Origin of the sequence: Shewanella sp. AS16, assembly GCF_021412365.1 — a bacterium.
In the GTDB taxonomy this organism is placed as follows: Bacteria; Pseudomonadota; Gammaproteobacteria; order Enterobacterales; family Shewanellaceae; genus Shewanella; species Shewanella salipaludis.
In genome coordinates this window covers 1-23,991 of the sequence record NZ_JAKCLK010000004.1, presented here as the reverse complement: position 1 = coordinate 23,991, position 23,991 = coordinate 1, and the positions used below count along the sequence as shown (strand labels likewise).

Here is a 23,991-nt window from a genome sequence, read left to right as displayed (position 1 = left end):
GTCCTGAGTGGTGACAGAGGCCGCTGTCCTGTTATCCCCGCCGCTCACCGGCTAGAGAATATCATTGAGAGACACGCCTATGCCAATACGTTGAGTATGTACATTATAGTCAATCAAACTCTCGCCATAGCCATTGAAGTACTGAGTGTAGAGTCTCAGGTTGCCTATGAGGGGATAACTCCAGGTGAATTCCATGGCACCGTGATTATCTTTTTGCAGGTTATTGCGCAGGGTCAGAGAGAACCTGTGTTCATCCAGGCCGTAGACGCCTATGAGTTCGAAGTTCCCCAGGTAATCTTCTATGTCCGGGTTGTCGTCGCCGCGGGCCTTGTTGGGATCGGTTTTCTCCTCTTCGGGAATGCGCCACCAGACTTTGGCTGCCAGGGCGAAGGGGCCCTCATCGAAGATCATGGTGCCATAGAGGCGGTTCCAGCTGCGCGACAGGCTTCCCGAGCGGCCGTTGGATTGATGCACGGCACCAAAGCCCCAGAAGGAGTTGGTGAGTCCGCCAAACTGCCAGTCGTTGTTGAACAGGATAAAGGCTTCGGGCTCATGATTGGTTTCCCTGAAGGGCGAAGAGGCGTCCTGGTTGTAGACTTGCCAGTAAGATTGATTGGTGTAGGCGAAGAAGAGATGCCCATTGTCGCCAAAGAGGTTATACACCAGGGGAAACTTAAAACTTATCTGAAACTTGGCCTCGAAATCCGTCAGGCTATAGTCTTGGCCGGTCGAAATGTCTTCGAAGGGGGCGAAATTGGGGGAGGGATTATAGGTCACGGGCAGCAGGTAGTTGACCTTGTGCGGGGTGATCACGAAGGGACGCTCCGAAGTCGCCAGTTCATCTTTGACCCTGCGGTTGACCAAAGAGTCATCGGCATGCAGGGGCAGAATTGGCAGCCAAGCCAGACAGAACGAAATGAGTTTTAGTGGCAGAGGTGTCGACATAGAGTTATCCCTGATAATGATGACGGATCCCATGCTTATGGCAGCAGAGGTTGCGGTAGAGATTATACCAATCGTACTAAATATCTGGTTATTCAGCGGGAATTGAAAGCACTTTAGGCAAGGCGAAGGCTTGAAGACATAGTGGTGCTCTGTAGAAAGACTTCAACGCAGTATAAAGTGTTTTCAAACCCGCCCTACGGGAGCCGCTCAAGCATTCCACTTCAGTGTTCCATTGATTTAAAAGGGAATGACCATTTCTGCATCAATGCGCCTTGAATTGAAAAGCTTGGGCGGCTCTGAACTGATTAGATATTTAATGTGATTGGTATTATGCCTGTACCGGGAAAGCCTGCCGATGGCTAGATATTCGAGTCTATCATCGTGACCGGCATTTCTACAGTTTCAGTCTGTCGCGGTGGAAAACCGTGGCGACCGCAGGAGTCCGCCCATGGTTTGTGGTCACAGACGCTGAACCAAGTAGAATTTTTTGCCATAACTTAGTACCGGAAGCTAGATGTCCGGGCGGCCGGTCAAGATTTTATTCCCGCATTGATTTAATTATCCTATTGTTATGTAATGAATAATCAATTTCATGTGCTCATGGCAAGCCAGTCGAAATCGCGCCTTTGTCAGTCCCGGATGTAAAATGCGCCATTTATAACTAATGGTTATAAAAACTAATTATTATCTATTTATTGTGGAATATAAGAAGGGCTATATTTCATCTCAGTAGAAGTGAGTGGGGAATGGCGATGGAATTAGTGTCTTTACCTGGCCAAGGGGCCAAGGGCAAAGTTTGGCTTGTGGGTGCGGGCCCTGGCGATGTGGATCTCTTGACCATGAAAGCCTGGCGGGTGCTCAAGAGTGCCGATGTCGTGCTCTATGATGCCCTGGTCAGCCAGGAGATACTGGCGCTCATCCCCAATGATGCCGAAAAAATTGCCGTAGGTAAACGCGCCGGCAAACACAGTGCGGGTCAGGATGAGATCAACCAGCTGTTGGTGACCAAGGCCTATACCCGCAGCAAGGTGGTGCGCCTCAAGGGGGGCGATCCCTTCATCTTCGGTCGTGGCGGTGAAGAGTTGCAGACCCTGGTCGCTGCCGGCGTCGAGTTTGAAGTCATTCCCGGGATCACCGCCGCCAGCGGCACCTCGGCCTACGCCGGCATTCCACTCACCCACAGAGATCATGCCCAGGGGGTGACGTTCATCACAGGCCATTGCCAGCTGCAGAGCCGCCCCATGGACTGGCAGGGGTATGCCAATCCCCATAACACCTTGGTGGTCTACATGGGCATACTCAACGCCGGCATCATACGTCAGGGGTTGATGGACGCGGGCCGGGATGGCGCGACGCCTGTGGCCATTGTCTCCAAGGCGACCACGGCGGAGCAGCGTTGTTTCGTCGGCCGCCTGGAGCAGTTGGAGCAACTGGCGGCAGACCCCGAGCTGCAAATGCCGGCGCTGATGATCATAGGTGAAGTCGTTTCGCTGGCCGGCAGCCTCAACTGGTTCCTGCCCCAGGTGACAGCGAAGACGCAAGCGGCCAGTCAGGCAAACACATGAATCCTGCTGTTAACAGCACAATTTAGCTAATCGGAGAAGAGTATGGCAGGGCGAACATTAAGCCATTTACAACAACTGGAAGCGGAAAGTATCCAGATCATTCGTGAAGTCGCAGCCGAATTTGACAATCCTGTGATGCTGTATTCCATAGGCAAAGACTCTTCTGTGATGCTGCATCTGGCGCGCAAGGCCTTCTATCCGGGCAAGATCCCTTTCCCCTTATTGCACGTGGATACCGGCTGGAAATTCAAAGAGATGATAGCCTTCCGTGATCAACAGGCGAAGAAGTTCGGCTTCGAGTTGCTGACCCATATCAATCCCGAGGGACTGGCACAGGGGATCAACCCGTTCGAGCATGGCAGTGCCAAGCACACGGACATAATGAAGACCCAGGGCCTGAAGCAGGCGCTGGAGCAATATGGTTTCGACGCCGCCTTCGGTGGCGCCCGGCGTGACGAGGAAAAGTCCCGCGCCAAGGAACGAGTCTACTCTTTTCGCGATAAGCACCACAGATGGGATCCCAAGAATCAGCGGCCCGAACTGTGGCGCACCTATAATGGCGCGGTCAACAAGGGCGAGAGCATCAGGGTATTCCCGCTGTCAAACTGGACCGAGCTGGATATCTGGCAATATATCTATCAGGAAAACATCGAGCTGGTGCCCCTGTATTTCGCCGCCGAGCGCCCCGTGGTCGAGCGCGATGGCATGATGATCCTGGCCGATGACGAGCGCATGCCGCTCAATGAGGGCGAACAGATCAAACTGGCCCAGGTGCGTTTTCGGACCCTGGGCTGCTATCCGCTGACCGCCGCCATGCATTCCGAGGCGGATAATCTGGAGAAGATCATCGAAGAGATGCTGCTGACACGTTCGAGTGAGCGTCAGGGGCGGTTGATCGATTCGGATCAGAGTGCGTCGATGGAGCAGAAAAAACGTCAGGGCTACTTCTAAGCAGCCCTTCTTGAGACGAGCGGATAGAGTGAGAAAGAATATGGATCAAGCAGTAAATAAAACCACCCGCATGGCGGCCGATATCGAGCTGCATGGCGTGAAAGAATACCTGGCGCTGCAACAGCATAAGGGGCTGTTGCGTTTCCTGACCTGCGGCAGTGTCGATGACGGCAAGAGCACCCTCATAGGGCGTCTGCTGCACGACAGCGCGCAGATCTATGAAGATCAACTGGCGAGCCTGAAGAGCGACAGCGCCAAGATGGGCACCACGGGTGAGGCCATAGATCTGGCGTTGCTGGTGGATGGCCTGCAGGCCGAGCGCGAGCAGGGGATCACCATAGATGTCGCCTACCGCTATTTTTCCAGCGATAAGCGCAAGTTCATCATAGCCGACACCCCAGGCCACGAGCAGTACACCCGCAACATGGCCACGGGTGCCTCTACCTGTGACCTGGCGGTGATCTTGGTCGATGCCAGATACGGGGTGCAGACCCAGACCAAGCGCCATGCCTTCATCGCTTCCCTGCTGGGTATTCGTCACTTCATAGTGGCGGTCAACAAGATGGATCTGCTCGATTTCGACCAGTCGGTATTCAACAAGATAGAGGCCGAGTTTGCCGATTTCGTCAAAGATTTCGGTGAACTGGACATACGCTATGTGCCGCTGTCGGCGCTCAACGGCGACAACGTGGTCGAGCGCAGCCGCCGTGCCGATTGGTATCGGGGCGGTACCCTGCTCGAATTGCTGGAAACCATAGACACCCAGCGCGAACTCAGCGCCTTGCCTGTGCGTTTCCCTGTGCAGTATGTGTCGCGCCCCAACCTGGATTTCCGTGGTTTTGCCGGCACCCTGGCGGCGGGGACTATCGCTGTCGGTGACGAATTGGTTGCCTTGCCTTCAGGCAAGCGCAGCAAGGTCGAGCGCATAGTCACCTTCGATGGTGACCTGGCCGAAGCCGTGGCGGGCCAGGCGATAACCCTCACCTTGGAAGACGAGATAGATATTTCCCGTGGCGATCTGTTGGCCAAGCCGGAGAATGTCCCCCAGGTGGCGAGCCACCTGAGTGCCGATCTGGTGTGGATGGATGAGAAGCCATTGCAGCTGGGGCAACTGTACGATCTCAAGGTGGCGGGCAAGAAGACCCAGGCCAGCGTTACCTCAATCGAGTACCTGGTCGACGTCAATACCCTGGAGCGCAGCCAGGCCGACAGCCTGGGACTCAATGCCATCGCCAGGGTCAAGCTGGAACTGACCGAGGCCATAGTGGTTGACCCCTACAGCCTGGTGCGTGATACGGGTGGCATGATCTTGATCGACAGATTGAGCAATGCCACGGTCGCCGCCGTGATGCTGGTCGCGGCCGAGGCAGCCCCTGCCGCCGAGAGCGCAGGCTTCAGTGCCTTCGAGTTGGAGTTCAACGCCTTGGTGCGTAAGCATTTCCCGCACTGGCAAGCGCGTGATATCAGCAAGCTGGGAGCCTGATTGGTGAGTGAGCTGTGGTTACTCGGCATCATTCTCAGCGGACTCATCTGCGGCCTGATCGCCGGCGTTGCCACCCCGGCGGCGCTGTTCGCCGGGGCGTCGCTGCTCACTTACCTCTTGGGTATGCAGGGGCTGGAAGCCGCGCTGGCAAGTTTCACCAATGCCAGCCTGGTGACTCTGGTGTTGTTGGTCCTGGCGACCACGGCACTGGAGAAGACCTCTCTGCTGGGGAAACTCAGTCAGGTCATAGGCAATGGTTCCCTGACCCTGACCATGGCCAAGCTGGGGTTCTCCACCGCCTTGTTGTCGTCATTTACCAACAATACCGCCGTGGTGGCCTCCCTGATAGGAGTGGTGCGGCGCAATCAATCCCATGCGCCGGCTAAGCTGCTGTTGCCCTTGTCCTATGCCGCCATCCTGGGGGGAACCCTGACCCTGATTGGCACTTCGACCAATCTTATCGTCAACTCCTTCGTCGAGAATGCCGGCCTAGAGCCCTTGGGCTTTTTCGAGTTCACCGCCGTAGGTGTGGTGATAGTGGTATCCGGCATCGCCTTGTTGGTGCTCCTGGCCAATGTGCTCCCCGACCGGCGGGAAGATCAGGATGAAGAGAGCCTGCCCTATCTGCTCGAGGCCCATGTGGCGGCAAATTCTGCCCTGGTGGGCCGCAGCGTCCAGGACAACAGATTGAGGGCCTTGAAGAAACTCTATTTGGTCGAGCTGGAGCGCAGCGGCATACGCATCTGCCCTGTGCCGCCACAGCTGGTGCTGCAGGCGGGCGACATGCTGAGGTTCAGTGGCGCGGTAGAATCTGTGGAGCTCCTGCATCAATTCGAGGGCCTGGACTGGTTCGGCAAGCAACAGGCGCGCGGCCAGAATCTGGTCGAGGCGGTGCTGGCACCTTCGTCCATGCTGGTGGGCACTTCCCTCAAGGCGTCACGCTTTCGCGAGCAGTTCGATGCGGCTGTGATGGCGATCCGCCGGGGTCATCAGCCCCTCAAGGGCGGCCTGGGTGACATAGTGCTGCAGGCCGGCGACGTCCTGTTGTTGACTCCTGGGGATGGCTTCGCGGCCAATCCCAGGCTGGTGACCGACTTTGCCGCCGTCAGTGGCTTGGACCTGAATGTGCGCCTGGACAGCAGGCGGGGCCTCTGGGTGTTGAGCGGTTTCGCCCTGACCATAGCGGCCAGCCTGACTGGGCTACTGCCGCTGACCAAGGGGCTGGTGTTGCTGCTGCTCAGTTATCTGGCCATAGGGGCAGTGACCCTGGCGGAGTTGAAGCGGCGCTTTCCGCTGGAGCTGGTGGTGGTGGTGGGCTCGGCCCTGAGCCTGGCCAATCTGATGCTGAATACGGGCCTGGCCACGAATCTGGCCGATACGTTACTCGGGGTGTTCGATGTTTATGGTGTCATGGGGGCATTCGTGGGGGTCTATTTGCTCACACTGCTGCTGACCGAGCTTATCACCAATAATGCCGCGGCGGCCCTGGCCTTCCCCGTGGCCTATGCCGTTGCCTTGCATTACGGGGTCGATACCCGGCCCTTCATTTTGGCGGTGATCTTCGGGGCCAGTGCCAGTTTCATCTCACCCTATGGTTATCAGACTAATCTTATGGTGTATAACGCCGGCAATTATCAGTTCAGTGATTTTATGCGCTTGGGGCTGCCGTTATCTTTGCTCTACTCGGCGGTAGTGCTGTTTTTGGTACCAATTCTGTTTCCGTTTTAGGGATTGGTCTGTTTGGAAATTATGGGATCCGCTGCCGTTTGGCTGCAGGTGTTGAGGAGTAGTTATGACTGATATCGTTTGGCACCAACATGCCATAGATCAAGCCGCCAGAGCCGGGCAAAAAGGCCAGAATCCGGTATTGCTCTGGTTTACCGGTCTGTCGGGGGCGGGAAAATCCACCCTGGCTGGGGCATTGGAACACGCCTTATTCGCAGCGGGTTTTCATACCTATCTGCTCGATGGCGACAATGTGCGTCATGGTTTATGTCAGGATCTGGGCTTTAGCGCCGAGGATCGCGACGAGAATCTGCGCCGGGTGGGCGAGGTGGCCAAGCTGATGGTTGATGCCGGTCTGGTGGTCCTGTCCGCCTTCATCTCGCCGACCCGCGAGGAACGCGACGGCATCCGGGCCAAGTTCCCCCAGGGACAGTTTATCGAAGTGCATGTGTCGACTCCTATCCAGGTGTGTGAGGCGCGCGATCCCAAGGGCTTGTATCTCAAGGCCAGGAGCGGCGAAATCAAGGACTTCACAGGGATCTCCGCCCCCTACGAGGCGCCATTGGCGGCCGAGCTGACCATAGATACAAGCAAAGGCGATCTGGCGACTCAGGTGCAGGCCTTGCTGGACTACTTAACCGCCATTCAGGTCATAGGTACCAAGACAGAGACGGCCGACAAGTTAACGGCATTGGCCTGATAGCCGCCGGGGGGCTCTTGGGGCCCCCAGGCAACGTTCCCCGCTCCCTTCCTTGAATCCTGCCTCATTCACCGCCCTGAATTGGCTCATCCGCCTGGCTCATCTCCAGCCTAAGTTGTTAATAGTATTGCATTCTGTATTCTTGTTGGTGTTTTTCGCCTGATTTCAGTGGCCGGGGGAAATAATTCACTCGTTGGCGTTGCTTTGGGGTTTAAGTTCGGATTACACTCGTCATCGAAACTAGAATGCAACCAAGTTTCAACATATTTGCAACATCTTATGGATGATAATAATAACACCCGAGGACAATTGAATGAGTAAGCAGAACAAGCTACACGCCTTAGCCATAGCCGCCGCGCTGTTCAGTACCAGCGCACTCGCCGACGGCATTCATGCCAGCTTGAGCATGAGTCAACAAGATTATCAGGCCAGTGACGATGTGATAGTCACTGTCACCCTGACCAACGAGGAGCATGTTCCGGTCAAGCTCCTCAAGTGGTATACCGCCGCCGATGGCGTCGAAGAAGCCCTGTTTAAAGTCACAGCCGACGGCGAGCCACGCCATTACCTGGGGGCCCATTACAAGCGTCCTGCACCTACCAAGAATGACTATGTGAAACTCAAGGCAGGTGAGAGCGTGTCCTATCAGGTTGAGCTCTCCTCCCTGTATGACATGTCGCAAAGCGCCAATTATGAGATCAGCTATGATGTCAGCTCTATGCAACTGTTTGCGCCCAATCCTGGACAGGCGAAGAAACTCGCTCGCCTGGGCATAGATGGCATCAAGTCAGACAGCGTGAGTTTTTACCTCGAAGGGCGTGAATTCAAGGGCGGCGCTGCCAACAAGGGCAAGCCGGGCACGGGCGATGGCGGCACCACGGTAGACGGCGTCAGCTTCACGGGTCGCTGCAGCAACTCGGAACAGACGGCCATCTTAGCCGGCCTGGATGCGGCCAAGGCGATGGCGGCCAATGCCAAGGGGTATCTGCAAGGCACAAGCACGGCCAATCGCAGCCAATCCGTGCGCTATAATACCTGGTTCGGCAACTATGATGCCGGTCGCTGGGATGCAGTGACCAGCAACTTCGTCAATATCGACAGCACCTTGAATACTCAGCCGCTGACCTTCGATTGTGGTTGCAGCAAGAGCTACTACGCCTACGTCTACCCGAACCAGCCTTACAAGATCTACATGTGTAATGCCTTCTGGAGCGCACCTACCACGGGCACAGACTCCAAGGGCGGTACCATCATCCATGAGACCAGCCATTTCGATGTGGTAGCAGGCACGGATGATATCGTCTATGGCCAGAGTGGCGCCAAGTCGCTGGCAATCAGCGATCCGTCTCAGGCGATTCAGAATGCCGACAGTCATGAATATTTTGCCGAAAATACCCCGAATCAAAACTAAGCTTTAAAGGGGAATGACCTTGTCAGAGGGCGGAGTCTATCCGCCCTTTTTTTATGTCTGTATCCAGGGGAGCACGGCATGAATGCCATAATGTCTGCGAGCTTAGCTCTGCTGTTGGCGAGCATAGACCAGGTAGGAGCGGCTGAGATGGTAACGAACCAGGCCATAGAGTGTCGGCTGACACAAGTGCGGGACACGACCGAGGTGCAGTTCAGGCTGAGCAATGGCGGGCAGGATACCTGGCGGCTATTGAGCTGGCATACCCCCTTCGACGCCTGGTTCAGTGAGTTTATGCATATCAGCAGGGAGGGCAGGGCGCTGCGCTATCTTGGGGCATTGGCCAAGCGCGGCGCGCCGGTCGCGGAGGATTATCTGCTGCTGCCCCCTGGGGCCAGCCTGGTGACCGACTTGGATCTGAGTCAGGCTTATCGGCTGGAATCGGGTAGCTACAAGGTCGAGCTGGAGCCTATTGTCTTAAGCTCTTACACCGGGGATAGCCATGCGGCGACCCGGCAACTGAGCCTGGCGTGCGAGCCGCTGCTGCTCAGGCTGCCGGAGCCTGATGACCGCTAACCAGTCGTGCAACCAGGCCTGCAATCCCGGCACTCGTACCGGGAGCACTCCTGCGCCTCCATGTCTATCCCTAGGCCTCCATGTCTATCCCTAGGCCTCTATGTCTATCTTGAAATCCTTGGCGAACAATAGTTGTAGCGCCCTGGCATAGTCCTGATCCGGTTTGGGCTGCACCAGCTGAGCCAGCTCGTCACCGACCGGGGTGAAGCGATAATAACTCAGCAGCAGGTTGCCACTCTTGGGGGCGAGTCTCATCTGGGTGCCATGCAGCACCAGCCTGACGGGGCTCTTGCTGTCGAGCAGACCCGTTTCAAACTCGCTGCTGTGCAGGATCCCGGCATCCACCAGGGTGAGAATTGCCGAATAGGGCAGGCCAAACTGGGACAGACCCAGGTTGACCGAACTCGACTTGCGAAAATATTGCCCCAGACCGCCGGAGAGGCGATAACCGCTGATCAGCTTGAGTCTGGGCTCATTATTCACCTTGGCGGCCATGCCCAGGGTCTTCTCCAGCACCTGGGCCTCTCTGTGGGTGAGTTGTTTCAGGGTGGCCAGGGTCCGCAGGCTGAAATTCCCCGGGGTGACTATTTCACTGGCGAGGATCCGCGCCCACAAGTCTTGCATCTTGCGGTTGTGGATCTGCTCCGCCATCAGGAAAAATTGGTGACTCCAGTCGGGATCCAAATCGACCCCAGTGACATCCGAGGGAGTATGGTTCAGCGCCATGGCATAGATGGTTTCCAGGTTGAGCTGATACTGGCAGGCGCGTTTCTTGTCCCTGTGGTCGGCGCGCTCCAGGATAGAGGCGTTGGCCGGCCGGTAATCCTGTTCGCTCGCCAGCCCAAGTTGTCGCCCCAACACCAGGGCCTTCTTACGGGCCGAAACGCCGGAAGGACTGTCGGCGCTCCTGTCGGTTTCACCCGCTTTGGCCAGATTGCTGTCATTCATTATGGCTCAATTCCTTGTGAAGCTATTCTGGATCCTGTCCGAGTCTGGCCCGGGCGTCGATCTCTGGGGCCCTGTCCGAGCGCCATTGCCAGAGGGCTTCCTTACCCTGTGCCGGTGCCCTGGGCACATTGAGCGCCAGCAACAGGGAGCAGACGGCGAAGCCGGCACCTATGTAGAATACCGCCGCCGGAGATGTCAGCCATAGTAGTCCAAGCAGCGCCGGGATGATCACAGCGGCGATATGGTTGATGGTGAAACTGACCGACATGGTGGCGGCTATGTCCTGGCGGTCGGCGATCTTCTGGAAATAGGTCTTGATGGCGATCGCCATCGCAAACAACAGATGATCTACCACATACAGGGCAGCCGCGAGATGGGCTTGCTCAACCAAGGCGTAGCCGACAAACACCAGGATCAGGCCGATATATTCCAGCGTCAGTGCCCTGCGCTCGCCGATGCGGCCTATGAACCTGCCTATGGCCGGCGCGAACAGCAAGTTGACCAGATAGTTGATCAGGAATAGGGCGGTGATCTCACTCACGCTGTAGCCAAATTTTTCCACCATCATGAAGCCGGCGAACACCATGAAGATCTGTCGCCGTGCGCCGGAGAAGAAGGTCAGCAGATAATAGAGCCAGTAACGCCGGCGCAGTATGATCTTCTTATGCTGGATCTCTCCCACCTCGAAGCTGGGGTAGTAGAATTTCATGGTCACTACCATCAGCAGGCCCAAGGCACCTATCAGGGCATACATCCACACATAATCCAGCTTGAGCCAACTCATGACCAACCAGATGCTGCCATAGCCCAGCAGGGCAGCGGCCGAGCGCCAGGCCAGTGCTTTGCCCATGAAGCCGGCTGTCTTGTCTTTATCTACCCATTGCAGGGTCAGCGACTGGTTGATGGTCTCGAAATAATGAAAGCCGACCGACATCAGGACCGTGGTGAGGTAGAGCCCCAGCACCTGGGGAAAGAAGCCTGTGATGGCGACGCCGACACAGAGCAATGCCAGCGAGAGCAAGGCGAAGCTCTGTTCGCGGATCAACAACAAGGCGAAGATAGCGGTAAAGGCCAGGAAGCCGGGAACTTCCCTCAGGCTCTGCAATAGGCCTATCTCGGCGCCGGTGAATTGGGCGCGTTCTATGACGAAGTTATTCAACAGGGCTTGCCAGACGGCGAAGACCAGTGACATGACGAAGGTCATCCATAACAGCAGATGTTGGGGATTTTTTCTCATCTGAGATCCATGTTTAAGCGAATGTTTTGTGTAGTTTGCATGCTAATCGCTTTGGCTTGCATAAGCCAGTGCCGTCAACTCCGCCGGCAATGGACCTGGCTGCCGAACCCTAAGGAGTAGATCAGAGGCCGGCGTCCCTGAGTGCCCGCCAAGCTTCACACACCTCGCGAAACTTGGCCGCGTCGCCTTCGGGTCTGTCCGGATGCCACTTCAAGGCCAGGCGGCGCCATTGGCGGCGGATCTCCCTGTCGGTTGCCGTCTCATCCAGTTCGAAGACGTTGAGTGCATGGCTCTGCTGCATCAGCCTGGGGTTGACGCCTATGTAGGATTGATAGCGATTCCAGAAGGACTCCAGCATGGCGCGCACCGCATTGGCACAGGTGTCGTAGTTGTTCCAGTCGAGGTAATACTCCCGCAGCGAGGCATCTTGGGCGAGGATGAGATTCAGCTCTGCCGGCAGGAGACGGAAAATCTGGATTTCCATTGCCCGGACCTGCAGCCATTGTTTGGGCAGCAGCATCTCCTGTAACTCGAACAGGGCGTTCATCAGCAGGAAGTTGCGCTTGAACAGATCTTTGTCCGGTTCGGGATCCAGCCGGCTCAGCAGTCCCCTGGATTGTAACTCGGCCGCCAAATGATGCACTTTCCAGCTCTGATGTGAGGCCTGCAATAGGCTGAGCAGGGGCCAGATCAGCGGATTATCGCCTTTGACTGCGGGACTGCATGAGGTCTGTTCGGTGGCGAGCGTCGCTTTGGCGAGTAACATGGCGCTGAGTCGTCCTGATGTGGCGATAAAATCTACTATGCCATAGCCCCCCTGGATACAAAAGGGGATTCGAGTCGCATCCGGCAGGGGGCCGAGTGGCCATCCCCGCTAGCCGGCTGGCGGCAGACGTTTCGAGCCATGGCGCCTATGGGATCACCCTGCAAGTATAAGACATGGATTCCGTATTTCGTACTGAATTGATTTGCATTGATAAAGTGCTTATCAATATGTCACGCTTGTGTAATAGTTGTGTTGCAAAATAAGACTCATTAGACCTCATACCAGATGGCGGCGCGTGAGCAGGTCGCCGGCAATGGGGCAATCAATAATAAAATTAAAGGAATAAGCATGAAGCGTTCGATTTCCAGACGTGATTTTTTGGCCATGTCGGCTAAGGGTGTTGGAGCCGCCGTGATTTCTTACGGCTTGATGGGGTGCAGCAGCGGTGATGATGAGAGCCAGCTGCAGGCGCAATTCTTACACGGTATCGCCAGTGGCGATCCGGCCCAGGATGGGATCATCCTCTGGACCCGGGTGACCCCGGAGGCCGAAGGCGAGGTGAAAGTCGCCTGGCAGCTGGCTTTGGATGCCGACTTTACCCAGTTGGTGAATACGGGAGACACCCGCACCAATGCCGAGCGGGATTACACTGTCAAGGTCGATGCCATGGGGCTGGACTCTGGCACCGCCTATTACTACCGCTTCATGGTGGGAGACACCCAATCCGCAGTGGGCCGTTGCCGCACTCTGCCCCAGGGCGCCGTCAGTTCACTGAAGATGGCTGTGATGTCCTGCGCCAACTATCCTGCCGGTTACTTCAATGTTTATGCCTTGGCGGCCGAGCAGGAGGATCTCGATCTTGTGGTGCATCTGGGGGACTACATCTATGAATACGCCAGAGGAGAGTATGCCAGCGAACATGCCGCCGAATTGGGGCGCGAGGTATTGCCGGCCACTGAGCTGTTTAGCTTGAGCGACTATCGTACCCGTTACGGCCAGTATCATGGTGACGCCAGCCTGCAGAAATTGCACGCTAAGGTGCCTTTCATCACAGTCTGGGACGACCATGAGGTCGCCAACGATACCTGGCGTGATGGCGCCGAGAACCATAACGAAGGTGAAGGCGATTTCGATGCCCGCAAGGAAGCCGCCATGCAGGCCTACTTCGAATGGCTGCCTATCCGTCCCTGGCGTGAAGGGAATCATGAAGAGATTTACCGCAGCTTCAGTTATGGCGATCTGGTGGATCTGCACATGCTGGACACCCGGGTGTTGGCGCGGGATAAGCAATTGCAATATGCCGACTATATGGACCCGGCCACCGGCGCCTTCGCCGGCGAGCAGTTCATGGCCGATGTGACAGACACCCAGAGAAGCATGTTGGGCCAGACCCAGCTGTTGTGGCTGCAGAGCAAGTTGTTGACCTCGAATGCCAAGTGGCAGGTGCTGGGACAACAGATCTTGATGGGTAAGATGTTATTGCCGGCGGCGATCGCGACCCAGAAATTGAGCATTCCGCAATTTGCCCAGTTGGCGGCTTTGGCCAAGTTGGCGGCCAGGGCACAGGCGGGGGATCCCAGCCTGACTGCCGAAGAACTCATGTACCTGGAGGCCAACCAGGCCATGTTGACCCCGGAAGTGCTGGCCATGCTACAGCTGCCATCTATTCCCTATAACCTGGATGCCTGGGATGGTTACGCCTATGAGCGCGAAGTGATCCTGGCTACGGCCAAATCCAAGCAGCATAATCTGGTGGTGCTGGCCGGTGATACCCACAATGCCTGGGCGAGCGAGCTGAAGGACGTCGAGGGTGACAAGGTTGGGGTCGAGTTTGCCACCAGTTCAGTGTCGTCACCCGGGCTGGAATATTACTTATCCCTGCCGGCCGAGCAGATCCCGGCGACCGAGGCGGCGATCGTCGAGCTGGTCGAGGATCTTAAGTATGCCAACCTGATGGACAGGGGCTTCATGACATTGAGCTTCAGCCATGAAGAGGTGCGTTGTGACTGGCATTATGTCGACAGCATACTGACCCAAGACTTCGCCGAAAACAGTGCCAGAGGCTATAGCGCCAAGGCGGTTGCCGGTACCGTGGGCATAGCTGCAGTCTAAGCCGCATGCTCAAGCCATAGCGACACCCGGGGGCGACGCCTCCGGGTGTTTTTTTATCCCGGGTAAGAAAAAGTACCAGGGCAGAGCCCCTGCAATAACAGATGTTTTGCGATAGCTGCAGCATAACCCCTCATTTTGGTATAAAATTCGCTCCCAAACTCGGGCAGGGCGTCTATGGCCAATGGGTGCCACTCTGGCATCGGCTTTCGCCGCTGTATGCCGGGGCAATAATCACATCAAATAAAATCAATAATCGCTACTGGCTAAGCCGTTGGCGGCATTCGGGCAAGCATAGTCCGGGTAGCAAGGATAAATACGGGGTCCCTATCATGTCAGATAAATATTTCATCACTGCTCAGCAGTTACTCGAAGATTCGTTTCGCCTGGCCGCCCAGGTCTATGAGAGCGGGTTTCGGCCGCAATTCATTGTGGGTATCTGGCGTGGCGGTGCCCCTATAGGTATCGCAGTACAGGAATATTTTGATTTCAAACAGGTGGAGACGGACCATATTGCCGTGCGCACCTCGTCCTATTACGGCATAGGCACGGATAAACAGAACAAGAAGATCAAGGTGCATGGCCTGCATTACATAGTGGAAAATGCCAACGCGAGCGATGGCTTGCTGATCGTCGATGACGTGTTCGATTCGGGTCGCAGCATCTATGCCCTCAAAGACAAGTTGAGCCAGCTGATGCGCCTGAATATGCCGACGGATATACGTATTGCCTGTCCCTATTACAAGCCAAAGAATACGGCCGTGCCGCTAAAACCTGACTACTTCATTCATTCTTCGGAAGATTGGTTGGTCTTCCCCCATGAAGTGTCGGGCCTGAGCCCGGAGGAGATAGCCGAAGGCAAGGGCGATCTGAAAAATATCCAAGACTTGTTTCTTTGATGCCTGCCCGAGCCCAACTCAGCCTCGGTCGGTAAACTGAAAAAGCAGTCGGGCCAGTCGTGCCGGCCCGGCTGCTTTTTTGCATTCAGTTTCCCGCCGGCTTACAGCCCCATGCAGTTGGCGTAATAAGTCACAGTCGCTGGCCAGTCCGAGAACACCCCCAGCACCCCTATGTCCTTTGCCAGCACGTCCAGTAACTCCAGGGCATCGCCCTCGTTATCTATCGCCTCCGTGACCCCCTGATAGTACCAACCACCGCCATCCTTGAGCAGTCCGGAACGCTCCAATGACCAGGTGATGATGTCTAGCCCGGCGGCCTTGGCCGCGAGCGCATACTCAGAAGGCACTAGCTTGTTGTTGGCATCCAGGGCCACCAAGACCCACAGCGGCGGAGCTATGATCTCGACCCCCTGGGCCTTGAGTTCCGCCATGCCGGGCGTCCAGGTCGTAGCATCCTGAGGGTTGAAACTTGTGTCGAAATCATACCTGTCGTCCAGGAATACCGCTTGCTTGGCAAATTCCGGGGCATTGGCGACCCAGTACTTCACATCCTCCAGGCTGAACGACTGAGGATAAACCTGGCCGGGATCGACGCCGGCGGCGCTGTACTCATCCAGCATCTTCTGGGCATAGTCTTGCTGACTCATGCCGTCGAAGGGCATGGGCACGCTTGGCGCCTTCAACTCGGGCGTCATCTTCACCCCGGCCGCCTTAAAGAGTGCGATGCTTTCGGCGTGGGTCATGAGTGTGCCATTGCCGGCATAGAGATCCGTGCGCCAGCCCGGGGTGCCCGCCATATAGGCCTCGACCGTGGTGGCCTCGGGATTGGCACCGTCCATCTTGCCTTTGAGTGTCTTGAATTCGGCCAAGCTGATATCCGAGGTGCAACAGGTGGCCGAGGCGCTGACGCCATTGGCCGGATCGGCAGGGCTGAATCCCTGGCTGCATTTGTTGGCCAGTTCCGGAATAGCGAGGATATTGGTGGTGGTCGCCAGATCGCACTGGGAGTGACGGCATACCAGCTGTTTGTCGGCGGTGAAGGTGACATCACATTCCACTATGCCGGCGCCCGAGTCGATCGCCGCCTGATAGGATTCTTTGGTGTGCTCGGGAAATTGCAGCGGCGCGCCGCGATGCCCTATGGCAAAGTCAGTACGGTAGAAGCTGTTATTCCGGCATTGGCTCAACTTATCTTTTAGCTCACCCGCGGGCAGCTGATCGACCAGAAACAAGGGTCTGGGTCCCGGGTGTGCCATGACCTTGGCAACCTCTTGTGCCGGCGGTATCTCTGCCTGTGGATCATCTGTCCCCTGTGCCTTGTCGCTGTTGCAGGCGCTGAGCAGCATGCCACAAGTGAGCAGCAGCCATAATGGGCTCGGCTTGAGCGCTCGGGTTTTGAGTGTCGGGAGATTGAGGGGTATCTGTGTCATCTGGGTGTCATTCCTTTGGGTTTCTTGGTGAGCATCCTCGAGCCTGGTGTTCATGGATGGCCGGACAAGGTTAATGTCGCTATGTGACTCTATGACCAAAGATTTATGACACTTGGCGCGCACTTCTCCATCCCATGTTGCCCATGCAGATATGGCGCGAGAACTCCTCTTGTGTTGCTGGCGGGAATCCGGACTCTCACCTATATTTCTAAGGTAAGTCTTGGACTTAAGTCGCTTGCGAAACACGCTTGGGTTAATAATTGTACAGCCGAAAGCTGTGTGCTAGTCTTTGCTTGTTGAATTGTTAATGGGATGTAAACAAATGCCTCATGGATCGAATCTAACAGAAGAAGAGCTCGCGTGTTTCAGCGAGTTATTTTCACCTTCGAGTCTGCTCAAGCGGAATTCGCAGGATCCCGTCACCGTCATCACAGAGATCCCCTCTGGGTTGGCCTCCATCATGGGAAGGTCGAGATTAACCCTGTGGGTCGAGTTGGGGCATTACAAGCTGTGGTTTACCGTCAGCGTGGGCAAGGATGAACTGGGACAATTCAGCGCCTCTCTGGGGATCCCGGAGATCCTGGACGTGCGCGGCTGTGAACGCTGCTGGCGTTTAACCGAAGTCGACAACATAGGGGTGTATGACAGGCAGCGGCGCCAGGAGGTGACTGTGTTGTCCTTATCCAGTTCGGGCATCGCCTTACGGATTGCCTCTGAGGCGGTTGCCCGGCGCTTGATGCATCGCCGTGAGATCCAGCTAAAGCTGCCGGGGGCTGAGCCCATGACCCTGGGGTTTGAACCCTTGAGGGTCGAAAAGGGCATAATGGCCGCGAGGATCAGTACCTTAGGCAAGGATAAGGACACCCTGAGACGATTTCTGTTTAAGCAGCATAGATCCAAGTATGCCTATCTGTATCGCAACCTGGGCTTTCCTGAATTCGAGGGCAGCTGATGCTGCCCTCGGGCCCTCGCTTGCCGACAGGCCTCAGAGGCGGTTAATTTCCTCACCCAATTGGTAGTTCTTATCCGTCACTATGGTTTCCAGGGTGGACACCCTGGCTTTTAATTTGCCGATCTCGGCTTGCAGCGCCTGTATGATTTCATCATCGGCAGCCGACTTTTTATTGTTGTATTCCTTGAAGACTTTGTAACCGAATACACAGATGATGGTGATTGCGGCCAAGGTAAAAGGGTTCATGTCACTCTCCTTCGTGATATGTCCGGCGACAGTATGGCTGCTCTTTCGCCACCTGTCGCCGGAGGCATTATTACATCATCTTGTTTTTTATCAACACACAGCGTTGTTCCCGCTGGCGGGTTTCCAGCAGGGCTCTGCGGGTCAGTGCCGACAGCTCTGTTTGCTGCTCCAATGCCTGGCTCAATGCCGCTATGCCGGCATGGCTGCAGTCTGTCGGCAGTAGCAGGTTGGCGTAGCTGCGCATGAATACCGGCCCCTTCTCATCCAGGGTCATCAGCCTGTCCAGACGCTGTTCGGCGGTGGCGGCACTGAGCAGTTTCTGCTCCGCCGGATAGAGATGTGCCATGGCGGTGCGCAGCTTGGAGAAGGGGATGTCAGTGTTCGTCTGGATACGCTCCAGCCATTGACGCTTGATACCGGCTTCGGGCCGTACCACTTCGGCGGCAATGGCTGCCTTCTGCCCTGAATCAGACTGATCTGCCTGGGCTTCTTGCTTCAACATGGCGGCACTGTTGGGATAGTCATAGCGATTGAGCTGAGTGATGATGGCCCAACGTGTATCTTGATCTATCTTCAGCCCCTTGATTTGGCTGTCGCCATGGAGCAGCTGGGCCAGATGTTGCAGGCTGTCGCCATCGCTCGCCAGGCTCAGGTAGGCATTGAACCAACGGCGCTGAAAATCACTGTCGTCGCTGGTCTCCATGGCTCTGCGCAGGCTCATCTGTGCCAGGGCCTTGATGACCTTGTCGGCATAATGCTGTCGAGCCGGCGCCATCAGATTGAGGTAGTCTTTGGCATCCAGGAGCGTTGCTATTATCTGGCCGGCCAGGGGATAGTCGGTTTCCTGGGGGGCGTTGACTATCACTGTGCTCAGGTATTGATCCAGTCCCAGCTTGCCGTCTCTGACGCTGTCCCACAGGCTCTGCCATAACATAGATCGCAACAGGGGATCGACAACCTTGCTCAGGTTCTGTCTGGCGGTTTCGAAGGATTGGGCATCCAGTTCGACTTTGACATAACCCCAGTCCTGATAATTGGGGTACACAAGGGCAGGGCAAGCTTGGCCGACCAGCTCTGAGACTTGGGTGCGCTGTCCCTTGTAGGTCACGGCCACGCTGGTTTGCTTTTGCAGTTCACGGCGCCCCTGACTGAAGAGGGCGACCTGCACCTTCTGTTCCCTCAGGGTCGGCAATTCGGCACTGGCCGGGGTCTGCACCAGGCTGAAGCTGTCAATCCGGCCATTCTGGCAGCTGAATTCGGCTTTGAGCGTGTTGACCCCGGCGCTGTATAGCCAGTCCCGGGTCCATTGGCTCAGATCCCGTCCGGCGGCCTTGGCCAGGCTGTCGATGAAATCGCTCAGCTCGGCATTCTGATAACTGTATTGCTGCAGGTATTGCTGCACGCCACGACGGAACACGTCTTCACCGAGCAGGTGGCGCAGTTGTTTCAGGGTCGAGGCGCCTTTCTGGTAAGTGATGGCGTCTATGTTGTCGAAGGCATTCTGGGTGGTGGCCACGGGCACTTCTATGGGATGGGTCGTCACCAGACTGTCCTGAGTGTAGGCACTCTGTTTACCGCCGGCATAGAAGCTGCGCCAGGCATAGTCAAACTCGGTCGCCTGGCTGGTGGCCAGGGTGCCCATGAAGGAGGCGAAGCTCTCGTTTAACCACAGGCCATTCCACCATTTCATGGTGACCAGATCGCCAAACCACTGATGGGCCATCTCATGCATTATCACCCCGGCGAGCCGTTGTTTCTGCTGGGAGGTCATGGCCGCCTTATAGAGGAATCTGTCCTCGGTGAAGGTGATGGCGCCGGCGTTTTCCATTGCCCCATAGAGGAAGTCCGGCACCAGCAGTTGATCGTATTTCTTGAAGGGGTAAGGAATGCCGAAGTAATCATCGAAGAAGGCCAGCCCCTGCTTGGTATACCTGAACCAATCGCTCGGCGTGACCTGGCCGGCCACGGATTGGCGGGCGAATAAGCGCATGGGGTATTTGCCCGAGTTGTCCTGCCACACATGGTAGGGGCCGGCATGCATGGAAAAGTTATAGGGACTCAGTTTGGGGGTGACGGGGAAAGTCCAGCGGTTGAGTTCTCCTTGGGATTCGACCCGGGTCTCACGCATGGTGCTGATCACCTGCCAGTCCTTGGGAGCCGTCACACTGAGCTTATAATTGGCCTTGAGATCCGGTTGATCAAATACCGCAAACATCTGCTGCGCCGCCGCAGGTTCGAAATGGGAATAGAGGTACACCTTGTTGTCTATGGGATCGACAAATCTGTGCAGGCCTTCGCCGTTGGTGCTGTGAAGTCGGCTGAAGTCGACCTCCAGGGTGTTGGCACCCGCATTGAGCAGATCTGCATTGATGCTGATGTAGGCACCGTTATAGTTAGGATAGAGAGGTTTACCGTTGACCAGCAGGTGTTTGATCTTGGCCTGGCTGAGATCCAGGGTCAGGGGGCTGTTGTTGTCGCTGAGGTTGAAACTGACCTTGGTGCTGGCACCGAACTCTATGCCGCCCGTGAGTTGAAAGTCCAGTTCATAGCTGACATCCGACACCCGTGCCGAGCGCTCGGCCGCCTGTTGCTGGCTGATGTAATGGCTGCCGTCCCTGGGAGGTATGTGGGCCTGCTGGGTGCTGCTGCAGGCGAACAGGCCGCCGCAGATGAGGGCGATGAGACTGGCTTTTAACTGTGTCACTGAATGAGTCCTTTAATAGCAATATACGGTTTATTTTCCCATGCCCAGCTTGTGGCAGGGCGCGCTGGCCTGGGGATTTTTGCGTCTTACACTACGCTATTCACCGGCCTTAACCAATGTTAAATATGTAAAAAAAACCAGCCCGGCGGGCTGGTTCGGCTGGGGCGATTGGACTTTGGCGCCCTGTGGTCGCGTTACAAGCCCAGGAAAGACTTGGATTTCATCTTGCGGATTTCCTTTTCATCGGACCACTCTATCAGCCCGGTTTCCAAATCCATCAAACGCATGGTCATCTTGTAATACACGTCCTTGGTGCTGCCATCTTGCTTCACTATGCTGGACAGGTTGCCGTACAGCATATATTGGGCACCAATCTGGCGGCCAAATTTGATCGCAGTGGATGGATCGACCATGCCGGCATTGTTCTGGTAATCCAGTTGCTTGCGCACTGTGTCTACCTTGGTCATATCGATGAAACGGAACCGGCCCGAGCGCAACAATTTATTGCTGATAGAATCTGTGACTGATTCCGTGTCTATATGCTCCGAGGTCTTGTTCTTGACCCTGTCGACGAAGATGATGGGGCGGCTATTGGCTGTCATGGCCGCCACTGGGGGATAGACCAGCATGCTGTCGACCATCTTGGCGGCGATGGCCTGCAGATCGCTCGAGCCGAAGTTTTCGTTGACCGTTTCGACTTCGGTTGCGTCGCCATACTCCACCTTGGATTGACAGGCCCCCAGGCCCATGAGTGCCGCCAGGATAAAAATCAGTTTGAATTGTTTCATAGTCGGTTCCATTAAGTGATTGCTAGATGATTATTGTATAAAAACGTGTGATATTGCCAGTGTCTATCGCCCATACCAAAGTGCTTCTGCCCGGCTGGACTCTTATCTGTGCCCTGGCATTGTCTAGGCTGAGATCATAGTCTCCCGCATCCAGGAAGCGCCTGGCCAGCTGCGCCTGACGCGGCAATGTCAGCCAGCTGCGCCTGTCTGCCTGCTCTGTGACTATGTTGAACAGCTGCATCGCGATCCCTGCGATATCGCCGCCCGTGCCCTTGCCATGTTTATCGACCTGGCGATTCATCTCGGATTTGGCATATACCCGGGCGACCTGACGCACCAAGGCCGCAGGCAGGCTTTCTTTCAATGCAGTGATGGCCAGGGCATCGATATTGGCTATCGGCGCCAACTTGAGCACGCTTCCCAGGCCCTGTACCCGTGCCGGCGCCACTGGCGTCCGGTTCGGCAGGTAGGTTGCCAGAGATGCAGTCTGCCAATTGCCATGAAGGGTGAATGGCACTGTCAGGCTCTGTTTTTCCGGCACGAACCCCCGCTCCAACATCATGATGAGCTGCCCCTGCTGCGGTCCCGGGGGGGAGGCATCGCCCCAGCGCCGCTTAAATTCCTCATACTGGGGCATCTGCAGCTGTTTGGCCAAACGCACCAAATCCTGCTGCAAATAAGGGTTGTCCGGGGTGATCTGCGCCGCCTTGCGGTAATCTATGAAGGCATCATTGGCCTCACCCAAGAGTTCATGCAGCACCCCGGTAGTATAGTAACTGTAGGCGTTGAGGAAGGAGCTGGTCACAGTGCCGGCGGCTTGCCCCAGTCGGCTGACTTCGGCATCTATGGTGCCATTGGCCATGGCCTGCACCGAGGCTTGCGATGCCTGGTACCTGGCCTGTTCGCTGCTCTGCAGCTCGTTGCTGCGGCGCACTTCGACCAAGGCGCCCTGAGGATCACCGCTGAACAGATAGTTGAGCGCCTGGTATTGATGCAGCATGATGCGTTCATAACCAGGGCCACGATAGGGGATGGCATTGTCGTTGAGCAACAGACTGCTGCCGATGGCACCTATGGCGCTCAGGCTGATTGTCGCCTTGTCGTCGAAGGCCTGATAGGCAGCGACGGCCTGTTGATAATAGTCTTTGCTGGCGCCGAAATCGCCATTGATCTGCGCCACCCGACCCGCTTCCTGGGCATAGAGCAACCCATCCTGGCCCGGGATCTTGTCGGCCAGGTGCGCCGCCACGGCCTGAGAGTCAGCGCCGTTGAGGCGCTGTTTCACCGAGGCCAGTTGCGCCGGATAGTTGATAAAAATGCTGTTGGCGGCGCAGCCACAGAGGCATAGCGCAAGGAAGAAAGAGGCGAGCAGCAGAGGAGCGCGTGTCATTCCTGTGTCCCATAGGTCTGGCCTGGCAGCTCCGGACTCAGTTGCCCAGACAGCTGCTCCGGCATTTTGACCCGTTCGCGCAGGGTGACTCCCTGAAGATGATCATACTCGTGCTGGAAGATGCGGGCGATAAAGCCACTGAATTCGGCCGTCTGCCAGATGCCATCCAGATCTTGATATCTGACGCCGACGCTCCTGTGCCTCCAGATGTTCAGTCGGCATCCGGGCAAGGACAAGCAGCCTTCCTCACCAACGACCAGGTCGGGCGACCGCGTGATAATCTCAGGGTTGACCAGCACCAGTGGCGCCATAGTGGGCGCGGCCGGGTAACGCGGGTTGGGGTGCGATGCCATGATAAACATGGCTTTCGAGCTATGAACCTGGGGCGCAGCAATGCCGACCCCTTGGGCCGCCCGCAGGGTGGCGAGCATCTTGCCGGCCAAGGCGGTTAACTCGGCGTCGAAGTTGGTGACCTGTGCGGCGGTTTGGGTCAAGATGGCTTCACCGGCCAGGGCCAGGCTCAGGCTCTCATGACTCCTCTGATGACTGGGCATCGCATTCCTTTACTTGAGACTGGGTCAATAGTGTGGCGGCGGTGTTTCTTCTGCAGCGCTGGCCATATTGCTCGGCTCCATCGCTTGCAGTTTACCTATTAATAGCTGAATTTGCTGCTGTTGAGTAGCCATTAAACGATTAAGTTTGATCACTTCCTGATTTAATTCTTCGACCGTGAGCTCCTGAAAAGCCAGTTTCATTTCCAGCTCATCTATCTGTTGTTGCGCTTGTTGCATCTATTACCTCTGATAGGGACCCTGGGGTCAAGTTTGACGCCATCCTGAGTAAATTATGAGGAAGAGTCCTGGTGTCTGTACCCTGACTCGCCGCCGAGTATACAAGGTCGCGCCGCGTTTAGCGGTTTTTTGTGAGTGTAACCTGCCGCCCCGAGGTTTTCTAGCACGGATAGCCTGCGGCGTGGGGCGGATGCTAAAGGAAAAGGCGGGGAAGTCCCCGCCTTTTCAGTTGAGCGCTCGGCCCTTGCCTATGACTTGAAGACTCTGCGTCTGATGAGCGCCAAACCGCCGAGCAGCAGGCCAAGCACGCCGGCCGCGCCGCCGTTCGACTCATTGTCAACCACCACGGCCCCGGCCTTGACCGTGATCAGCACCCGG

Annotated in this window: 21 protein-coding genes; 10 read left to right on the top strand and 11 right to left on the bottom strand. The window is 56.3% G+C overall.

Annotated features, from left to right (window positions below; genetic code table 11):
* Positions 1-51: 51 nt before the first annotated feature.
* Positions 52-945, bottom strand: a complete 894-nt coding sequence (locus LZP73_RS12165) for a phospholipase A (RefSeq protein WP_234235301.1) — start codon at positions 943-945, stop codon at positions 52-54.
* A gap of 752 nt (positions 946-1,697) precedes the next feature.
* On the opposite strand from LZP73_RS12165, the gene cobA reads away from it, so the two are divergent.
* The 7 genes from cobA to LZP73_RS12130 all read left to right on the top strand — a co-directional run bounded on the left by cobA (position 1,698) and on the right by LZP73_RS12130 (position 9,353).
* Positions 1,698-2,510, top strand: a complete 813-nt coding sequence (cobA, locus tag LZP73_RS12160) for a uroporphyrinogen-III C-methyltransferase (protein ID WP_234235493.1) — start codon at positions 1,698-1,700, stop codon at positions 2,508-2,510.
* 42 nt (positions 2,511-2,552) lie between these two features.
* The gene (gene cysD, locus LZP73_RS12155) at positions 2,553-3,461 is read left to right on the top strand and encodes a sulfate adenylyltransferase subunit CysD (protein ID WP_234235300.1); all 909 of its coding nucleotides are present in this window, start codon (positions 2,553-2,555) and stop codon (positions 3,459-3,461) included.
* A gap of 40 nt (positions 3,462-3,501) precedes the next feature.
* On the top strand, positions 3,502-4,944 hold the full coding sequence (gene cysN / locus LZP73_RS12150) for a sulfate adenylyltransferase subunit CysN (protein ID WP_234235299.1): 1,443 nt from the start codon (positions 3,502-3,504) through the stop codon (positions 4,942-4,944).
* 3 nt (positions 4,945-4,947) lie between these two features.
* Complete coding sequence (locus tag LZP73_RS12145) at positions 4,948-6,672, top strand: SLC13 family permease (protein ID WP_234235298.1); 1,725 nt, start codon at positions 4,948-4,950, stop codon at positions 6,670-6,672.
* A gap of 64 nt (positions 6,673-6,736) precedes the next feature.
* Complete coding sequence (gene cysC, locus LZP73_RS12140) at positions 6,737-7,369, top strand: adenylyl-sulfate kinase (RefSeq protein WP_234235297.1); 633 nt, start codon at positions 6,737-6,739, stop codon at positions 7,367-7,369.
* Between the two features lie 313 nt (positions 7,370-7,682).
* On the top strand, positions 7,683-8,780 hold the full coding sequence (locus LZP73_RS12135; RefSeq protein WP_234235296.1) for a M35 family metallo-endopeptidase: 1,098 nt from the start codon (positions 7,683-7,685) through the stop codon (positions 8,778-8,780).
* Between the two features lie 147 nt (positions 8,781-8,927).
* Positions 8,928-9,353, top strand: coding sequence for a hypothetical protein (locus LZP73_RS12130; RefSeq protein ID WP_234235295.1), 426 nt, complete (start codon positions 8,928-8,930; stop codon positions 9,351-9,353).
* Positions 9,354-9,443: 90 nt separating this feature from the next.
* On the opposite strand, the gene LZP73_RS12125 is transcribed toward LZP73_RS12130, so the two are convergent.
* The 3 genes from LZP73_RS12125 to LZP73_RS12115 all read right to left on the bottom strand — a co-directional run bounded on the left by LZP73_RS12125 (position 9,444) and on the right by LZP73_RS12115 (position 12,304).
* Positions 9,444-10,301 (bottom strand): TIGR03899 family protein, encoded by an 858-nt coding sequence (locus tag LZP73_RS12125; RefSeq protein ID WP_234235294.1) that lies wholly within the window; start codon positions 10,299-10,301, stop codon positions 9,444-9,446.
* 22 nt (positions 10,302-10,323) lie between these two features.
* Positions 10,324-11,538, bottom strand: a complete 1,215-nt coding sequence (locus tag LZP73_RS12120) for an MFS transporter (protein ID WP_234235293.1) — start codon at positions 11,536-11,538, stop codon at positions 10,324-10,326.
* 121 nt (positions 11,539-11,659) lie between these two features.
* Entirely contained in the window at positions 11,660-12,304 is a 645-nt protein-coding gene (locus LZP73_RS12115; protein ID WP_234235292.1) for a DNA-J related domain-containing protein, read from the bottom strand.
* Between the two features lie 348 nt (positions 12,305-12,652).
* On the opposite strand from LZP73_RS12115, the gene LZP73_RS12110 reads away from it, so the two are divergent.
* Both LZP73_RS12110 and LZP73_RS12105 read left to right on the top strand, forming a co-directional pair.
* Positions 12,653-14,416: an alkaline phosphatase D family protein gene (locus LZP73_RS12110; protein ID WP_234235291.1), complete on the top strand. Its 1,764-nt coding sequence runs from the start codon at positions 12,653-12,655 to the stop codon at positions 14,414-14,416.
* Positions 14,417-14,745: 329 nt separating this feature from the next.
* On the top strand, positions 14,746-15,312 hold the full coding sequence (locus LZP73_RS12105; RefSeq protein ID WP_169564106.1) for a phosphoribosyltransferase: 567 nt from the start codon (positions 14,746-14,748) through the stop codon (positions 15,310-15,312).
* Between the two features lie 101 nt (positions 15,313-15,413).
* Here LZP73_RS12105 and LZP73_RS12100 read toward each other — a convergent pair whose 3' ends face one another.
* Positions 15,414-16,658, bottom strand: a complete 1,245-nt coding sequence (locus LZP73_RS12100; RefSeq protein ID WP_234235492.1) for a glycerophosphodiester phosphodiesterase family protein — start codon at positions 16,656-16,658, stop codon at positions 15,414-15,416.
* Positions 16,659-17,064: 406 nt separating this feature from the next.
* On the opposite strand from LZP73_RS12100, the gene LZP73_RS12095 reads away from it, so the two are divergent.
* Positions 17,065-17,694, top strand: a complete 630-nt coding sequence (locus LZP73_RS12095; RefSeq protein WP_234235290.1) for a hypothetical protein — start codon at positions 17,065-17,067, stop codon at positions 17,692-17,694.
* 33 nt (positions 17,695-17,727) lie between these two features.
* Here LZP73_RS12095 and LZP73_RS12090 read toward each other — a convergent pair whose 3' ends face one another.
* The 6 genes from LZP73_RS12090 to LZP73_RS12065 all read right to left on the bottom strand — a co-directional run bounded on the left by LZP73_RS12090 (position 17,728) and on the right by LZP73_RS12065 (position 23,613).
* Entirely contained in the window at positions 17,728-17,940 is a 213-nt protein-coding gene (locus LZP73_RS12090; RefSeq protein ID WP_234235289.1) for a hypothetical protein, read from the bottom strand.
* Between the two features lie 70 nt (positions 17,941-18,010).
* Entirely contained in the window at positions 18,011-20,644 is a 2,634-nt protein-coding gene (gene pepN / locus LZP73_RS12085) for an aminopeptidase N (protein WP_234235288.1), read from the bottom strand.
* A 194-nt stretch (positions 20,645-20,838) separates the two neighbouring features.
* Positions 20,839-21,432: a penicillin-binding protein activator LpoB gene (gene lpoB, locus LZP73_RS12080; protein WP_169564111.1), complete on the bottom strand. Its 594-nt coding sequence runs from the start codon at positions 21,430-21,432 to the stop codon at positions 20,839-20,841.
* A 22-nt stretch (positions 21,433-21,454) separates the two neighbouring features.
* Positions 21,455-22,822: a COG3014 family protein gene (locus LZP73_RS12075; protein WP_234235287.1), complete on the bottom strand. Its 1,368-nt coding sequence runs from the start codon at positions 22,820-22,822 to the stop codon at positions 21,455-21,457.
* The gene (gene def, locus LZP73_RS12070; RefSeq protein ID WP_234235286.1) at positions 22,819-23,376 is read right to left on the bottom strand and encodes a peptide deformylase; all 558 of its coding nucleotides are present in this window, start codon (positions 23,374-23,376) and stop codon (positions 22,819-22,821) included. The genes LZP73_RS12075 and def overlap by 4 nt, the downstream gene beginning before the upstream one ends.
* Before the next feature lie 24 nt (positions 23,377-23,400).
* Positions 23,401-23,613: a SlyX family protein gene (locus tag LZP73_RS12065; protein WP_234235285.1), complete on the bottom strand. Its 213-nt coding sequence runs from the start codon at positions 23,611-23,613 to the stop codon at positions 23,401-23,403.
* Positions 23,614-23,991: the final 378 nt, after the last annotated feature.

Excerpts from the sequence above, each read along its gene's own strand:
- LZP73_RS12165 (WP_234235301.1), bottom strand. The coding sequence starts at position 945 with ATGTCGACACCTCTGCCACTAAAACTCATTTCGTTCTGTCTGGCTTGG.
- cobA (WP_234235493.1), top strand. The coding sequence starts at position 1,698 with ATGGAATTAGTGTCTTTACCTGGCCAAGGGGCCAAGGGCAAAGTTTGG.
- cysD (WP_234235300.1), top strand. The coding sequence starts at position 2,553 with ATGGCAGGGCGAACATTAAGCCATTTACAACAACTGGAAGCGGAAAGT.
- cysN (WP_234235299.1), top strand. The coding sequence starts at position 3,502 with ATGGATCAAGCAGTAAATAAAACCACCCGCATGGCGGCCGATATCGAG.
- cysC (WP_234235297.1), top strand. The coding sequence starts at position 6,737 with ATGACTGATATCGTTTGGCACCAACATGCCATAGATCAAGCCGCCAGA.
- LZP73_RS12135 (WP_234235296.1), top strand. The coding sequence starts at position 7,683 with ATGAGTAAGCAGAACAAGCTACACGCCTTAGCCATAGCCGCCGCGCTG.
- LZP73_RS12130 (WP_234235295.1), top strand. The coding sequence starts at position 8,928 with ATGGTAACGAACCAGGCCATAGAGTGTCGGCTGACACAAGTGCGGGAC.
- LZP73_RS12125 (WP_234235294.1), bottom strand. The coding sequence starts at position 10,301 with ATGAATGACAGCAATCTGGCCAAAGCGGGTGAAACCGACAGGAGCGCC.
- LZP73_RS12120 (WP_234235293.1), bottom strand. The coding sequence starts at position 11,538 with ATGAGAAAAAATCCCCAACATCTGCTGTTATGGATGACCTTCGTCATG.
- LZP73_RS12115 (WP_234235292.1), bottom strand. The coding sequence starts at position 12,304 with ATGTTACTCGCCAAAGCGACGCTCGCCACCGAACAGACCTCATGCAGT.
- LZP73_RS12110 (WP_234235291.1), top strand. The coding sequence starts at position 12,653 with ATGAAGCGTTCGATTTCCAGACGTGATTTTTTGGCCATGTCGGCTAAG.
- LZP73_RS12105 (WP_169564106.1), top strand. The coding sequence starts at position 14,746 with ATGTCAGATAAATATTTCATCACTGCTCAGCAGTTACTCGAAGATTCG.
- LZP73_RS12100 (WP_234235492.1), bottom strand. The coding sequence starts at position 16,658 with ATGCTGCTCAGCGCCTGCAACAGCGACAAGGCACAGGGGACAGATGAT.
- LZP73_RS12095 (WP_234235290.1), top strand. The coding sequence starts at position 17,065 with ATGCCTCATGGATCGAATCTAACAGAAGAAGAGCTCGCGTGTTTCAGC.
- LZP73_RS12090 (WP_234235289.1), bottom strand. The coding sequence starts at position 17,940 with ATGAACCCTTTTACCTTGGCCGCAATCACCATCATCTGTGTATTCGGT.
- lpoB (WP_169564111.1), bottom strand. The coding sequence starts at position 21,432 with ATGAAACAATTCAAACTGATTTTTATCCTGGCGGCACTCATGGGCCTG.
- LZP73_RS12075 (WP_234235287.1), bottom strand. The coding sequence starts at position 22,822 with ATGACACGCGCTCCTCTGCTGCTCGCCTCTTTCTTCCTTGCGCTATGC.
- def (WP_234235286.1), bottom strand. The coding sequence starts at position 23,376 with ATGCCCAGTCATCAGAGGAGTCATGAGAGCCTGAGCCTGGCCCTGGCC.
- LZP73_RS12065 (WP_234235285.1), bottom strand. The coding sequence starts at position 23,613 with ATGCAACAAGCGCAACAACAGATAGATGAGCTGGAAATGAAACTGGCT.